Genomic DNA, 15,193 nt, shown 5'->3' on the forward strand with positions numbered 1-15,193 from the left:
GGGCGAAAATAAGTTAGCTTATTTTCCCTCTACTCGATTTCATTCTCATGAACTTCTCATAATCGTTTAAGAAGATTCACATAATTGCCCGTTACACTTAACTTATCCCAGTAAGAAAAACTAATGAAAGGAGAGCGTATCATGGCTTTGGAAATTTTCAGAAGAAGGGAACAGAAGTATTTAATCACAAAACCGCAATATAAAGAATTGATTCGACAGCTGCAAATGTATATGCGGCCAGACAAATACGGGCAAAATGGAAAATATACGGTATCAAGCCTGTATTTCGACAATGCGGAGCAGCAGATTTACTTTGAAACAAAAAACAAGCTGAAGTACAGGCAAAAACTTCGTCTGCGTACGTACGGCGTTACGTCTATTGGAGGAGATGCGTTTTTTGAAGTAAAGCAAAAGCATGATAATGTCGTCAACAAAAGAAGATTGATCATGCCGCTTCGCGAAGCTTATCGTTATTTGCAGGAAGGAGATACGGCTGACTTGAACAGTTACCAGTCTTCCAACCTCCAGGTGCTGCGGGAAATCGATTACTTTATGAAGTACTATCAGCTGGAACCCAAAATGATTATCAGCTATGACCGACAGGCTTTTCACGGCATGGAAGACGCGGATCTCCGTGTCACATTTGATTTGGAATTACGGTGCAGAAAAGAGGATTTACTGTTGGAACAAGGAGCGCATGGCATTTATTTCATCGATTCGAATCTGGTAGTGCTTGAAGTGAAAGTGAATGACAGCGTCCCTCTTTGGCTGACGCGCATTCTCCAATCTCTTGAATGTGAACAGCGCAGTGCGTCAAAGTTTTGTTCCAGCATGGAGCTGTTGGAGGATTGCTTACATCAACAATGCGGGTTATTGGAAAATACAAATTGGGGAGGAAGATGAAAATGGAATTAATCGATAGGCTGTTTACTTACAATAGTGCTACAGGAGAATCGACCATTTGGTTAAGTTTAGCCGCAATGGCTATTGCTGCAGTATTGAGCTTGGTAATCACCGAAGTTTATCAAATGACTTTTACGGGTGAAAGTTACTCACAGGATTTCGTCCACACCATTGTTATGATGAGTGTCGTGGTATCGGTGGTCATGAATGTGGTCAGCGGCAATGCGGGAGTAGCATTCGGTTTGTTTGCGGTCTTTTCACTGATCCGTTTTCGAAGTGCTGTTACCAATGCCAAAGACATCGCTTATATTTTCTTCGGGTTATGCGTAGGGATGACCAGCGGCTTGTACCAATTTCAATTGGCGATTGTTCTGACTTTGTTTGCTTGCGCAGTATTTTATTTCCTGTTTAAAGCGGATTACGGCAGAGGCCATGATACACAGGTATTGAAAGTGACGGTGCCGGAAAATTTGAACCATGAAAACATGTTCGATGACATTTTAAAAGACAAAACGGAAGATTATCATTTGCGTCAGGTGGAAACCGTGAATCTGGGGACCATGATCCTTTATACATTTACCATCCGCAGAAAAAGTACGACACAAGACCGTGAACTCCTCGATGTCATCAGGGAACGCAATGCCAACTTAAAAGTCTCGCTGTCTTACCTGCAGGCGAAAGAATAATAAAAAAGCCCAAGGCGTGGGTCTTGGGCTTTGTATTTGCAACGGGATTTCTTCTACATCGGACCATAATCGATAAACTGCGCAATGATCAGGAAGACGATGGCAATGGAATACCAAACAATGAGAAGCGGAAAAATGAACTTCAGCCATTTTTCCCAGCGTACACCCGCGATGGCAAGTGTCGCCATAAAATAGCCGGATGTCGGATAAAAAATGTTGGTGAAGCCGTCACCCATCAAGAACGCCAGTACAGCCGTCTGCCGCGTCACACCGGTCAAATCGGATAAGCCGGTCATGATTGGCATAGTGACCATCGCCTGGCCGCTGCCGGAAGGAATCAGAAAGTTCAACAACGCCTGCACAACCATCATGAACACTGCCGTCAATGAATTCGGCATGAAATCGACAAAATTCCCGAAAGCGAAAATAATGGTATCCATGATTTCTCCTGCTTCCAGGACGACAGCGATTCCCCGTGCAATCCCGACGACGATGGCGCCCAGCAAGATGCGTTTAAACCCTTCATTGAAAGACTCTGCAATTTCCGTGGTGCTGAGTCCCGCGACGAGTCCTGCAGCTACTCCGATAAGTGCATATAATCCAGTCAATTCACGGAAATACCAGCCATAATTCAATAGGCCAAAAAGCAGGAAAGCAAACGCAATCAATAATGTGATGGATGTATAAATTTGTCTTTTGGTTGCTTTGGTTTCAGTAAAATCGGTATCTTCATGCTGATCGGTATCCTGTTCATCAAACGTAATGCTCAATTCGGGATTGGTTTGCACTTTTTTTGCGTAACGCCAGACATAAAACATGCCGACCGATAAAACAACGGCTAATATAATTGCCCGGTACCACAAGCCTGAGTAGAATGGGAGTTCCGCGATTAATTGGGCGGTCCCGAGGTTGGCCGGCACTGTCAATGCCAGGGAAAATCCCGAAATGGTCGCAACAAGGACAATGGCGGTAGCTGTGATTTTATCAAAGCCCAATTTCAGGACCAACGGCAGGATGGCCGGCAAGTAAATTAAACTGAGTTCTACCTGGCCGGTAAATGTAGTGAACAAAGCAAATGGGATCATCAAGGTAGGGATAATCCAGAGCCCTTTATCGGAAAACTTCTGTGCCAGTTTATTGACGCCGATGGAAATAACTCCAGTGCGTTCGATAACCGCGAACATTCCGCCGATCATCAAAATACCGAAAATAATTTCGGCTGTCTGTATGAAGCCGTCTGGTATAGAGAACATGAATTCATAAAAAGTGACAGCCGTAGCATCAATATAAGAAAAGGTTTCCGGTTGAATAACTTCTGCTCCGCTTTCATTTTCCACCCGGTCAAACTGGCCGGCTGGAATCACATAGCTGGCAAGGGAGGCAAGTGCAATCATGATGAACAAGATGACGTAGATGTGGGGAACTTTCCATTTCCGTTTCTTCTCCGGCTCTTTTGACTCTTCATGTCTGGCCATGGTACTCCCTCCATTCGGTTTTTCTCAATTGCAGAAAAAGCAATTGGCTTAGTGACCTTATACCCTTGAAAGTCAGGTATGTAACACGAGCAGCCGGCTCAGTTGAGTTTTTTTGACCTGCGGGAAGGGTATGGAAAAAGAAACGGGAAAGTTTCATTTTCAGAAGAGGCGAAGCCCTTATTCGTTTTAGCAGCAAGACCTGTCAATCCATGTATGCATCGATTTTTCCGGTGTCCATTGCTTCTTTGTTTTCGGCAAGCACAGTACCGTTCAGATCTTTGACGATAATGGTTGGCTGCTGGTTATCGAAATAAGCAGAATTGACGTATAAGCGACGGATTAACGTATCGAAATACGGGGCTGCAAAAAGATTATCGAGAGATTCACCATCCCTGTTATTCAATGTGATGATAATTTCGCCTTGGTTCATTTTAACGTTGGCGACCAACTGCATCCCGGCTTCACCTGCTTTGGATAAATCAGACAGATACTGGTCGAAATCATTTTTTGACAAGTAAATGACTTCCCATTCCTGGTCGGAGATGTCGTGCAGGTCCTGTTTCAATAATTCCTGGTTGCAGCTTTCATCCGTTTCCTGCGTTCCATGTACCGCCTTTTCGGCTGTCGGAGTTTCAGTTGCATTACAGCCGGCCAGGAAAAAAACCGCTGAGCCAAAAACTGTCAGTAGTATGCGTTTCATCCTTTTCATCCTCACTTAAAAAGTTGCGTCCTATCGCTTTCCTTATCTTAACAAAAATGCAGTGTACTTGGATTGGAAATAAAAGAATCTTCGCTTACCGTATTATGCTTGAAGGAGGAGATTTTTATGAAGAAAATGACAATCGCCGCTGGAATGCTGGCGTTGTTGACATTAAGTGCGTGCGGCGATGACGCCCCGCCCGAACCCGAAGTGCAAATTCCGGCCGGATCTGATACCAATGTAACCGATGAAGACCCGGAACAAGTCGAAGAAGCCATTGAAGAGGAGGCTTCTGAAGAAGAACTTGGAGAAAGCGAAGGGGAAAATGTGGATCCATATGCATTTTTCATGGAAGACGGCACAACAGCGACTTATGAAGGAAAAGGCATTGAATATGCCGCGCTCAGCATTCGCACGGAATATCTGGAGGAAGACCACATCGCTTTATATGAAGACAACGGAGGCACTATACTCTTGCGTGTTTACCGGCTGTCTGAGGATAAAGTGGAACTGGTGAAAGAAGAACCGGAGTTTTACGAAGAGTACACAGCGACTGCCGAAGAACTGAGCGCATTGGAACCCATTTCCACTTATTTGGAGTTTCCGATTGAAGAAGGCAACAAAATGAACGGTCGAACCATCGTTGAAACAGGAGCGACAGTTGAAACACCTTATGACACCTTTGAAGATGCCATTGTGATTGAGAACAAAAGCGAAAGCTCGGTCAGTCGTTCGTATATCACAGAAGGTTTCGGCGAAGTGAAACGTGAATTTTTATCAGAAGAAGGGGAAGAGGAGTTCGTGGTTACATCCTCGCTTGAAACAATTGAATAGCCGGCATCAGTTGGGAATAATAAAAATTCTCCAGAACAGAAAGGAGGGAAAAATATGAAAACCTGGTTGACTGCCTTCGGATTGGTTTTCGCGCTGCTGTTGGGTGGATGTGGAGCTGATGAGCCTGCTGTACCGGAAGTCGAAGTTCCGGGCCCTGACACCGATGCAACCGACGGCAATCCGCCGGATGAAGACGACTTGGAAGACTATGAAGACATGGAAGATTCTGAGGAAGGAGATTAAAGTCGGTGAATGGGTAATCCAACCGTGATGTCCAGGACAATGAACACAGCAGTTGCATCAAAAATGTAGAAACTTTTGACTCTGTATTGTCTTTGGATTTCCACTCACTGAAAAGTAGTGTAAGCTTGTAGATAATCAAGTGATAAAGGGTTGAAGGACGAATGAAAAACGTGGTAACCGCCAAGGACGTAGCAAAGCTTGCAGGAGTTTCGCAGTCATCAGTTTCAAGGGTCTATTTCGAAGGGGCGAACGTGTCGGAAAAAACAAGGAAGAAAGTACTGGCTGCTGCTGAAGAACTTGGCTACCGGCCGAACGAGTTTGCCAGAAGTCTCATAACAAATCGGACAAAAATTATCGGTCTGGTTATGAAAGGCGTGCAAAATCCATTTTATCCGCAGGTGCTGCAGCAGTTCACTGCTTCTTTCAAAAAATGGGGTTACAGCGTTTTATTCGTTCATACGAACAACGACGAAATCCAAAAAGAAGATATTGAGACTTTGCTGAATTACAATGTGGCAGGCGTCGTCATTACAGATGCGACAATGGCATTGAGCGCTGCAGAAGCTTTCAGGTCAAACGAAATTCCGCTGGTGCTTTTCAACCGGAAATTGAAAACGGGCGAATTCTATACTGTTTGCTGCAATAACCTGAGCGCCAGCCGGCAGATAGCGGAGTATTTGATCGGCAAAGGCGGCGGGGACATGGTTTATATCGCCGGAAATGAAAACACGTCGACCAGCAGGGAACGGGAAGCCGGCTTCAGGGAAACTCTTGAACGGAACCAGGTCGCCTATAGGAAATATGCTTCTGACTTTACGTACGAAGGAGGGTATGCAACCACGTTGAAAGTGCTCGAAGGCAAGAAGGTGCCTTCTGCGTTTTTTGCAGCGAATGACATTATGGCTTTGGGCGCATTGGATGCACTCCGCCAACATTCCATCCGTGTCCCGGAAGATACGAAAATCATTGGTTTTGACAACATCGATATGGCATCCTGGCCGGCGTACGAGTTGACGACATGGGAGCAGCCGATTGAGAAAATGGTTGAAGAAACAGTAAACTATCTGCTTTCAGAAATTGACGAATACAGCGGTTTGATCAAGACAGTAGAAGTGGATGGTTCGCTTATTGAACGAAAAACCACGTAAAAATAGAGTTGACAATCGGAAATGATTCGCCTATTCTTTGAATTAGTTCCATTTTGAATACGTATTCAAAAAACGATGATGGGGGTAATAAAATGGTTAAAGTATTTAAAGCGGGCAAATCACCGGAAGAAGTGAGTGCCAACGATTCGAAAGTTTCGAAAATCGTAGCTGGAGCTTTGGAAGATGTTGAAACAAGAGGCGACCAGGCAGTTCGTGAATTATCTGAGAAATTCGATAAATGGTCTCCGGAGTCTTTTCGGTTAACTGAAGAGCAGATAAATGAAATCGTTTCCAAAGTTCCTGACAGCGTTATTGAAGACATTAAATTTGCACAGAAAAACATCCGCGCGTTTGCTGAAGCGCAATTGGCTTCTTTGAACGACGTGGAAGTTGAACAAATTCCAGGCGTTATTTTAGGTCACAAAAATATCCCGGTAAACAGTGTAGGATGCTACGTTCCAGGTGGCCGCTACCCGATGGTCGCTTCGGCACATATGAGTGTTCTGACCGCTAAAGTGGCGGGCGTCAAACGGGTCATCGCCTGCACTCCGCCGATCAATGGTGAAATCCCGAATGCCACAATCGCTGCTATGTCACTTGCCGGAGCAGACGAAATTTACCTTTTGGGTGGTATCCAGGCAATGGGCGCCATGGCCATCGGTACCGAGTCGATTGAACCGGTCGATATGATTGTCGGACCAGGTAACGCCTTTGTAGCAGAAGCGAAGCGTCAGCTATATGGACGCGTCGGCATCGATTTGTTTGCCGGACCTACTGAAACGCTGGTGGTGGCAGACCACACAGCAGATGCTGAAATGATCGCTACAGACCTTTTGGGACAAGGCGAACACGGACCAACTTCGCCGGGTGCTTTGATCACAACTTCTGAACAGCTGGCTGAAGAAACAGTGAAAGAAATTGAACGCCAATTGGAGACATTGCCGACTGCAGATGTGGCCAGCGTGTCATGGGAAGACTACGGGCAAATTTTAATCGTTGATTCGATTGAGGAAGCACGGATCGAAGCGGACCGTTTGGCATTCGAGCATGTGGAAATTTTGACGGAAAACCCGGATTATTTCCTGGAAAACATGACGAATTACGGCTGCTTGTTCCTGGGGCCGGAAACGAATGTTGCATACGGAGATAAAGTAATCGGTACGAATCACACATTGCCGACAAAAGGTGCAGCACGCTACACAGGCGGGTTATGGGTCGGCAAGTTCATTAAAACCGTAACGTACCAGAAAGTGACCACCCCTGAAGCGAGCGCATATATCGGCGAATACGCTGCGCGTCTTTGCCAATTGGAAAACTTCGAGGGACATGCTGAACAGGCACTACTTCGAGTAAGAAGATACGGAAAACAATAAGGCATTTACGGGCAGTAGATTTCTCGCTTGTTTCAAGCTTTAAGCGGGAGTCATACTGCCTGTTTATATGAAAGAATTTATGTGCAGGTGATGGAGGTTTTATCAGTGTTAGAGATTATTGGGATGATCGGAATGTTCGGCGGGTTGGCATTATTGGTGTTTTTGACGATGAGAGGGATGAATCTTCTGATCGCCGCACCGCTGACAGCGTTGTTCGTCGCGGTATTGAACGGCTTGCCGTTGTTTCCGCAATTATTAGAAGACGAAAGTGGTGTAAACTACTTAACGAATTACATGGATGGTTTTACGAGCTTCATCGGTTCCTGGTATTTGATGTTCCTGACGGGGGCCATTTTCGGTAAAGTGATGGAAGACAGCGGAGCTGCAGACAGTGTGTCCCAGTGGATTGTCGGGAAAATCGGGATGAAACGGGCGGCTTTGGCAATTGTCATTGCCTGTGCTGTTTTGACATATGGCGGCGTCAGCTTGTTTGTCGTAGCTTTCTCGGTCTACCCGATGGCACTCAGCTTGTTTAAACAAGCAGACTTGCCGAGACGTTTTATCCCGGCGACACTTGCTTTCGGTTCCACCACGTTTACGATGACTTCAGCCGGTTCTCCGGAAATCCAGAACTGGATTCCAATTGAGTTTTTAAATACAACTCCTTATGCAGGATGGGAAGTCAGTTTAATTGTCGCTGTCTTTATGATGGTGTTCGGATACTGGTGGCTGACGAAAATGATCAACAAAGCGAAATCGAAAGGGGAGCATTTCGTCTCCAGACCGACGGACCCGACTGCAGAACCAAGCAGCAAATTGCCGAATCCACTGCTCAGCATGATTCCGTTGTTGGTAGTTTTAATCGTTTCGTTTATTTTCCATGATATTTTGGGAACTTCCGCATTGATCATTGCATTGAGCGGCGGAATTTTAGCTACATATATCATCAACCGCAAGTACTTCCATAACTTGGCGAAAGCATTCGGTGACGGAGCGATGGGTGCGGTCATTGCCATCGCCAATACGGCGGCAGTAGTCGGTTTTGGTGGCGTCGTGAAAGCTACTCCGTCTTTTGAAGCGGCAGTCAATGTTATGACGGATATTCCAGGCAGCCCGTTGATTGGCGGCGCACTTGCTGTAGCGGTCATTGCCGGGCTTACAGGATCTTCGTCAGGCGGTCAGGCGATTGCGTTGCCGCTGCTGGCGCCGCATTATCTGGATATGGGCGTTGATGCGGAGGAGTTACACCGTACAGTAGCCATTTCTTCCGGATCACTGGATTCATTGCCGCAGGGCGGTTATGTGGTGACAACCATCCGGTCAATTGCCGGAGAAACACATAAAGATGCATACCCTGCGTTTGGTGCATTGTCCGTTGTCGTACCATTGCTTGGTGCTGCATTGGCAGTCGTGCTGTTTTCTCTGGGATTATAATATAGTAATGGATACCCAACAGACTAGTAATATGGTAGTTTGTTGGGTATACGTCGTTTTACATACGAATGAAGAAGGGGTGTAATAAATGGAGAAACTGGCAATCATCGGTTCAGGTACGATGGGACATTCCATCGCTTTGTCAGCCGCATGGACAGGTCTGGAAGTCAGCGTCTACGGGGTAAACACAAAAGATCTGGAAAACGCCGAAAAAGGCCTTGCAAGCAAACTTAAGGTGATGATGGAAAATAAGTTGTTTGATGAGACAGCCGCACGAAAAATCCGGAACCAAATCCATTTTTCCATCGTATTGGAAGATGTGGTCGCTGACTCGACTTTTATCATCGAGGCCATTCCGGAAGTGCTGGAACAGAAAAAGAAACTGTATAAACTACTCGAAACGCTTGTTCCGGAAGACGTCGTCATCGCGAGCAACACATCTGGCTTCAGACCGACTCTTTTGGCAGAAGAAATGGAGCATCCCGAACGTTTATTGGTCACTCACTTTTGGAACCCGGCTCACTTGATTCCTTTAGTGGAAGTGGTATCTGGCGAGCAGACGGATGAAGGGACAGTTGAACGCTCGATGGAACTTCTGAAGTCCATGAACAAAAAACCGATTTTGTTGAAGAAGGAAATCCCGGGATTCATCGGCAATCGGCTGCAATATGCTTTGTTTCGGGAAGCCCAGGCACTGCTTGACGCAGGTGCTGCCACGAAAGAAGATATCGATGCGGCGGTTACATACAGCATTGGTCGGCGTTTGCCGGTCACTGGTCCTTTGATGACAGCGGATATGGGCGGATTGGATATTTTTTCGGCCATTTCGAATTATTTGTTCGCCGATCTCAGCAATGATCAGCAATCCGGTGAAACATTGAGCCGGCTGGTTGATGAAAAGAAACTGGGGGATAAAAGCGGTGAAGGGTTTTACCAGTGGGAACGGAATGAGTCGGAACGGATTAATGCAGAACGGGAGCAAACACTGATCCATTTCTTGAAAAAGGATTTGGAAAACAGCAGGGAGGAAGAGAAATGAAGGGATATTTTTCTGAACTTGAAAACAAAACTGTCGTCGTGACCGGAGGCAGCAAAGGTATCGGCAAAGACATCGCACTGACTTTCGCAAGACTGAACGCCAATGTCATAATCTCCGGACGCAACCGGGAAGCACTGGACAAAACATTGACGGAGCTTCATGAATTCAATGACAAATGCATTGCTGTCCCGGGAGATTTAAGTGAAATCCGGGAAGTACGGAAGTTGATCGACACGGCAGCGGAAACGTTTGGCAGTGTGGACGTGCTGGTCAATAATGCCGGTGTCAATATCGCAAAACCTGCAATGGAAGTGACAGAAGAAGACTGGGACACAGTACTCGACCTGAATCTGAAATCTGCTTTTTTCGCCAGCCAGGCGGCAGCAGGATATATGCTGAAACAACAAAGCGGGAGAATCATCAACATCGCTTCCCAGATGGCGTTTGTCGGTTATTACAAGCGGGCCGCCTACTGCTCCAGCAAAGGCGGTCTTGTGCAGATGACAAAGGCTTTGGCAGTCGAATGGGCCAAGCAGGGCGTCCGTGTCAACGCAGTAGCGCCAACTTTCATTGAAACCGAGTTGACGGCCAAAATGCTTGAAGACGCCGATTTCAAGAAAGAAATCGATGACCGCATTTTATTGGATGGATTGTCCAAGCCGGAAGACATTTCAGGAGCCGTTTTGTATCTGGCTTCCAATCTGTCGAACTTTGTGACAGGAGAAACAATCAAAGTGGATGGCGGCTGGACCGCTATTTAAACGGGGGGAAATGGGATGAAAGGAAAAGTGTTATTTATCACTGGAGCGGCACGGGGAATCGGCTATGATATTGCCAAAGCATTTTCTGAAGCAGGTGCTTCTGTAGTTATATCGGATTTGGTACAGGAAACCGTCGATTCAGCGGTCGTTGAACTTGGAGGAGACACAAGAGGAATCGTCTGTGATGTGACAAAAGAACAAGACATCCAGGCAGCCATCGACTTTACTGTGGAAACGTTCGGACGCATCGATTTTCTTGTGAACAATGCCGGCATGCAGCATGTCTCGATGATTGAGGATTTTCCGACTGAAAAGTTCGAACTGCTGGTGAAAATCATGCTCACTGCTCCGTTTATTGCCACAAAGTATGCTCTGCCCCATATGCGCCGGCAAAAGTTCGGGCGCATCATCAACATGGCTTCGATCAATGGCGTCATCGGATTCGCCGGCAAAGCGGCATACAATTCCGCCAAACATGGCGTCATCGGTTTGACAAAAGTGGCAGCGCTTGAAGCAGCCACTGACGGTGTGACGGTCAACGCGATTTGTCCGGGTTATGTGGATACAAAGCTGGTGCGCAACCAGTTCGCCGATTTGGCCAAGACGCGCAATATCGCGCTTGAACAAGTATTGGAAGAAGTGCTGTATCCACTTGTTCCGCAAAAGCGCCTGTTGGATGTGAAAGAAGTGACGGATTTGGCCTTGTATATGGCAAGTGATTCGGCCAAAGGGATGACCGGCCAAGCGGTAATTTTGGATGGTGGATATACGGCCCAGTAGGTGACGCGCTCAAAAAGCCGCTCGTTGACAGAGCGGCTTTTTCGTCTCATACAAAAGACTGAAAGTTTAAAAATGTGGAACAAAAAGCTTTTAATCCTGAATAGATTCGTTATAATTAACAAAACCAATCAGGGAGATGAGGCAATGTCTAACTTAAAACAGGAAGCATTACAATTGCACCGCAAACATCAAGGGAAACTGGAAATCAACTCGAAAGTGGCAGTTGAAAATGAACGGGATCTAAGCCTTGCTTATTCTCCTGGTGTCGCAGAACCTTGCAAAGAAATTGAACAAAATCCTGAAAAAGTATACGAATACACGATGAAAGGGAACACCGTGGCTGTTGTTACAGACGGAACTGCGGTTCTGGGACTTGGCAATATTGGCCCGGAAGCATCTCTTCCTGTGATGGAAGGAAAAGCCGTACTGTTTAAAGAGTTTGCCGGAGTCGATGCGTTTCCGATTGCCTTGAAAACCACCGATGCTGATGAAATCGTGAATACCGTCAAATTACTGGAACCCGGTTTTGGCGGTGTGAATTTGGAAGATATCTCCGCGCCTACGTGCTTTGTTGTAGAAGAGCGTTTGAAAAAGGAGATGAACATCCCGGTCTTTCATGACGACCAGCACGGGACGGCGATTGTTACGCTCGCGGGTTTGATCAACGCTCTGAAGCTGACGGACAGAACTTTGGAAGAAACCCGCGTAGTCGTGAATGGAGCCGGAGCCGCAGGGATTGCGGTGGTCAAGCTGCTGAGCAAATTCGGTGTCAAAGATCTGGTAATGTGTGATACAAAAGGCGCTATTTATGAAGGACGTCCCAACGGCATGAATCCCTATAAAGAAGAAGTTGCAAAAATCACCAACCAGTCGAAAAAAGAAGGTTCGTTGGCAGAAGTGATTGAAGGAACGGATGTTTTTATCGGAGTTTCTGCGGAAGGCGCGTTGACACAAGACATGATCAGAACGATGAACGCTAAATCGATCATTTTCGCCATGGCAAATCCCAATCCGGAAATTCTGCCTCATCTGGCTAAAGAAGCCGGAGCCAAAGTGATTGGTACGGGGCGTTCCGACTTCCCGAACCAAGTCAATAATGTCCTGGCGTTTCCTGGGATTTTCCGTGGCGCTTTGGATGTCCGTGCCACTGAAATCAACGACTCGATGAAAATGGCGGCTGTTCTGGCAATTGCTGATTTGCTTGGGGAAGACGAAGTGAATGTGGATTATGTCATTCCTGCCCCATTTGATCCGCGTGTGGCGACCGTTGTCGCCAAAGCTGTATCGCAAGCAGCGGAAGAATCAGGTGTTGCATTGCGGCCGAGAACATCCGGACCAAAAGACAGCAAAGAAAGCAGTTTGACAGGCGTGAAAACAATTTGAGTTTACAGTCTAACAATTAGTGAAAGAAAGCCACTCTTAATGACATAAACACTCCATCATTGGCGAAAAGCCAAACATGACAGAGTGTTTATGGAATTGGAGTGGCTTTTTTGCTGGTTTTTGATATTAAATAGAGAAAGTCGCGATAACAAGCAGGAGGAATCACTGAAAAAATATAAAAAAAGGAGCTCTTCGCTTACAGAGCTCCCAGTCCATTAAATTCCATCATTTTTCGCCAAAAATCTCTTCTGACAGATCGACGATGTACTTCAGTTTGTCCCATTGCTGCTGTTCTGACAGCTTATTGCCATGGTGCGTGGATGCGAACCCACATTGGGGACTGATGCAAATCTGCTCCAATGGCACAAATTGAGCGGCTTCATCGATACGCGCTTTGATGGTTTCTTTGTCTTCCAACTCACCTTTTTTCGACGTAAAAACACCGAGCACCACTTTTGCGCCGCCATTTGGTATGTGCTCCAGTGGTTCGAAGCTGCCAGAGCGTTCATCGTCATATTCCAGAAAAAAGCCATCGACTTTTTCTTTAGCGAATAAAGTCGGAGCAATTAATGCATAGCTTCCTTTGAAGGCCCAGTCCGAACGATAATTCCCGCGACACAGATGAGTCGTGATGGACAAATCTTCAGGCTTTCCTTCCAGGACACCGTTGGCGACACGCAAAGCCAGATCAATAAGAAATTCTCTTGAGAACTGCCCGTCGTTGAACGGAATGTCCGGGGAGGAAAGGCCGGCGATGTACACATCATCAAACTGGATATAACGGGCACCTGCGTCATAAAATGCTTGAATGGTATCCCGGTATGCCTGAATTATGTCCTGTGCATATACTTCGATATCGGGATACAGCTTTACATCACGGATTCCTTCATTGAAAAACTGATTGGGACTTGGAATTGTCAGTTTTGGAATTGCCCGGTCGGCCACAATGTCCTTGAATTCGATAAAATCTTTGATGAATGGATGATTTTCATTAAAGGAGATTTTTCCAATATTGCGAACATCATATGCCTCTGTTTCCCCTTCGTGAAATTGATACCCTTTCTCAGGAATGTATCCTTCAAAGCCATTAATATGCGACATGAAATCCGTATGCCAAAAAGTCCGGCGGAATTCCCCGTCTGTTACAGCTTTGAGGCCAACTTCAATCTGCTTATCGACAATCCGTTTGATTTCCTGTGTTTCGATTTCACGCAGCTGTCCTGCTGTGATTTCGCCGTCTTTGAATTTTTGCCTTGCCTGCTGCAAATTTTCAGGACGCAGCAAGCTTCCGACGTGATCGGCTTTGAATGGGGCTTGGGTGGCTGTTTTGATTGTCATGTAAATTCCTTCTTTCTCAATGTAATGGGAGTACTTTTCTTCTGCCTGTTTGTGGCTTTTGCACGAGTCATCAGTCAAAACAAAACAGGGAGCTTTCTTCAAAAAGAAGAAAGCTCCCTGCGAAAGGAAATGAATTCTTCTCATCTGCCAGGCGTTTGGCCTTTTGGAATTAGCACCGTGGCCTGTCGGCTGGTTGCTGAGACATCAAAGGGCCAATTCCCTCCGTCTCTCTTGATAAGAAATATCATATGAAATTAGATTTTGTTTCGATGAGTATAAGCTTACCTGAAGAATTCACTGAATACAAGAAAAATTGAAGAAGTTAATTTGGTTAATTCTTGCACGGAGTCAGGGATAGTGCATTTCTTTTAATACGATATCCGAAATGTTATAATGTAATAATCAAAATCACACAAAAGAGGAGAAAAACATGTATATTGTCACCTCAACTGTTCTGGTGCCGCCGGATAAAACAGAAGAAGTCATCGGGATTTATCAAAACCGTTCCAGGCGGGTTGATAATGCCCCTGGGTTTCATTCGTTCCGGCTCATACAGAATGTTAAAAAAACGAATGAGTTAACCGTCCACATGGAATGGCAGACAAAGGAAGCGTACCAGGCTTGGGTAAGAAGCCAGGAATTCAAAGAAATCCACGACCTCGAAAAGAATTACCCGGATCAGGAATTGGCGGGAATCATCCCGAAAGTCCGGCAATACGAAGTGGTGGCACGATGAAAATGGAAACGAAACAGCACATTGCGGCTGCAACAGCTAAGAGCATATACGAAGCATATCCAACTCTTTGGGAACGGTTCGGCGAGCGTGGATTTGTACATACCGAAAAAGACAATCTTCATCATTTGGACCACCTTGAAACAGCCTTTTCCATAAAAGACAAAAAAATCTTCACAGATTACTCATCTTGGCTGGAAACCGTTTTGACAAGCCGGAATGTAGAGACGGCGCTGATTATTGATAACTTTGAGCGACTGATCGATATTCTTCCGCTGCATCTGGAAGAGGATGAACGTGTATTTATGCTGGAATGCCTGGAAGAAGCAATCTCATGCTTGAAGCAAACGTGAATTAAAGGAG

Annotated in this window: 16 protein-coding genes and 1 riboswitch; of the genes, 13 read left to right on the plus strand and 3 right to left on the minus strand. The window is 45.9% G+C overall.

Annotation, left to right across the window (positions count from 1 at the left end; genetic code table 11):
• Nucleotides 1–141: 141 nt before the first annotated feature.
• Complete coding sequence (locus EEX84_RS14675; protein ID WP_123166401.1) at nucleotides 142–903, plus strand: polyphosphate polymerase domain-containing protein; 762 nt, start codon at nucleotides 142–144, stop codon at nucleotides 901–903.
• Nucleotides 904–905: 2 nt separating this feature from the next.
• Complete coding sequence (locus EEX84_RS14680; RefSeq protein ID WP_123166402.1) at nucleotides 906–1,589, plus strand: DUF4956 domain-containing protein; 684 nt, start codon at nucleotides 906–908, stop codon at nucleotides 1,587–1,589.
• A gap of 53 nt (nucleotides 1,590–1,642) precedes the next feature.
• On the opposite strand, the gene EEX84_RS14685 is transcribed toward EEX84_RS14680, so the two are convergent.
• Together EEX84_RS14685 and EEX84_RS14690 are read right to left on the minus strand one after the other, a co-directional pair.
• Entirely contained in the window at nucleotides 1,643–3,064 is a 1,422-nt protein-coding gene (locus EEX84_RS14685) for a YfcC family protein (protein WP_123166403.1), read from the minus strand.
• A 202-nt stretch (nucleotides 3,065–3,266) separates the two neighbouring features.
• Nucleotides 3,267–3,764 carry a hypothetical protein gene (locus EEX84_RS14690; RefSeq protein ID WP_123166404.1) on the minus strand — a complete coding sequence of 166 codons (498 nt, stop codon included), beginning with the start codon at nucleotides 3,762–3,764 and terminating at the stop codon, nucleotides 3,267–3,269.
• A 126-nt stretch (nucleotides 3,765–3,890) separates the two neighbouring features.
• On the opposite strand from EEX84_RS14690, the gene EEX84_RS14695 reads away from it, so the two are divergent.
• From EEX84_RS14695 to ystJ, 9 genes are all read left to right on the plus strand, one after another.
• Entirely contained in the window at nucleotides 3,891–4,598 is a 708-nt protein-coding gene (locus tag EEX84_RS14695; RefSeq protein WP_123166405.1) for a hypothetical protein, read from the plus strand.
• 54 nt (nucleotides 4,599–4,652) lie between these two features.
• Nucleotides 4,653–4,841 carry a hypothetical protein gene (locus EEX84_RS14700; protein WP_123166406.1) on the plus strand — a complete coding sequence of 63 codons (189 nt, stop codon included), beginning with the start codon at nucleotides 4,653–4,655 and terminating at the stop codon, nucleotides 4,839–4,841.
• 161 nt (nucleotides 4,842–5,002) lie between these two features.
• Nucleotides 5,003–5,989: a LacI family DNA-binding transcriptional regulator gene (locus tag EEX84_RS14705; protein WP_123166407.1), complete on the plus strand. Its 987-nt coding sequence runs from the start codon at nucleotides 5,003–5,005 to the stop codon at nucleotides 5,987–5,989.
• Between the two features lie 92 nt (nucleotides 5,990–6,081).
• Complete coding sequence (gene hisD / locus EEX84_RS14710) at nucleotides 6,082–7,362, plus strand: histidinol dehydrogenase (RefSeq protein WP_123166408.1); 1,281 nt, start codon at nucleotides 6,082–6,084, stop codon at nucleotides 7,360–7,362.
• Nucleotides 7,363–7,476: 114 nt separating this feature from the next.
• Nucleotides 7,477–8,796, plus strand: coding sequence for a GntP family permease (locus EEX84_RS14715; protein WP_192892984.1), 1,320 nt, complete (start codon nucleotides 7,477–7,479; stop codon nucleotides 8,794–8,796).
• A gap of 88 nt (nucleotides 8,797–8,884) precedes the next feature.
• Nucleotides 8,885–9,835 carry a 3-hydroxyacyl-CoA dehydrogenase family protein gene (locus EEX84_RS14720; protein WP_123166409.1) on the plus strand — a complete coding sequence of 317 codons (951 nt, stop codon included), beginning with the start codon at nucleotides 8,885–8,887 and terminating at the stop codon, nucleotides 9,833–9,835.
• Nucleotides 9,832–10,596 (plus strand): SDR family NAD(P)-dependent oxidoreductase, encoded by a 765-nt coding sequence (locus EEX84_RS14725; RefSeq protein WP_123166410.1) that lies wholly within the window; start codon nucleotides 9,832–9,834, stop codon nucleotides 10,594–10,596. Before EEX84_RS14720 ends, EEX84_RS14725 begins: the two co-directional genes overlap by 4 nt.
• A gap of 15 nt (nucleotides 10,597–10,611) precedes the next feature.
• Nucleotides 10,612–11,376, plus strand: a complete 765-nt coding sequence (locus EEX84_RS14730) for a 3-hydroxybutyrate dehydrogenase (RefSeq protein WP_123166411.1) — start codon at nucleotides 10,612–10,614, stop codon at nucleotides 11,374–11,376.
• Between the two features lie 144 nt (nucleotides 11,377–11,520).
• Nucleotides 11,521–12,759, plus strand: coding sequence for an NADP-dependent malic enzyme (gene ystJ, locus EEX84_RS14735; protein ID WP_123166412.1), 1,239 nt, complete (start codon nucleotides 11,521–11,523; stop codon nucleotides 12,757–12,759).
• 225 nt (nucleotides 12,760–12,984) lie between these two features.
• Here the strand turns inward: ystJ and EEX84_RS14740 are convergent, their stop codons facing one another.
• A complete protein-coding gene (locus EEX84_RS14740) occupies nucleotides 12,985–14,097 on the minus strand; it encodes a 5-methyltetrahydropteroyltriglutamate--homocysteine S-methyltransferase (protein WP_123166449.1) in 1,113 nt (370 codons plus the stop codon).
• A gap of 137 nt (nucleotides 14,098–14,234) precedes the next feature.
• Nucleotides 14,235–14,338: riboswitch (SAM riboswitch) on the minus strand.
• Between the two features lie 189 nt (nucleotides 14,339–14,527).
• On the opposite strand from EEX84_RS14740, the gene EEX84_RS14745 reads away from it, so the two are divergent.
• On the plus strand, nucleotides 14,528–14,833 hold the full coding sequence (locus EEX84_RS14745) for an antibiotic biosynthesis monooxygenase family protein (RefSeq protein ID WP_123166413.1): 306 nt from the start codon (nucleotides 14,528–14,530) through the stop codon (nucleotides 14,831–14,833).
• Nucleotides 14,830–15,183, plus strand: coding sequence for a hypothetical protein (locus EEX84_RS14750; RefSeq protein ID WP_123166414.1), 354 nt, complete (start codon nucleotides 14,830–14,832; stop codon nucleotides 15,181–15,183). The genes EEX84_RS14745 and EEX84_RS14750 overlap by 4 nt, the downstream gene beginning before the upstream one ends.
• Nucleotides 15,184–15,193 lie beyond the last annotated feature (10 nt).

The organism is Planococcus salinus, assembly GCF_003719725.1.
Taxonomy (GTDB): Bacteria; Bacillota; Bacilli; order Bacillales_A; family Planococcaceae; genus Planococcus; species Planococcus salinus.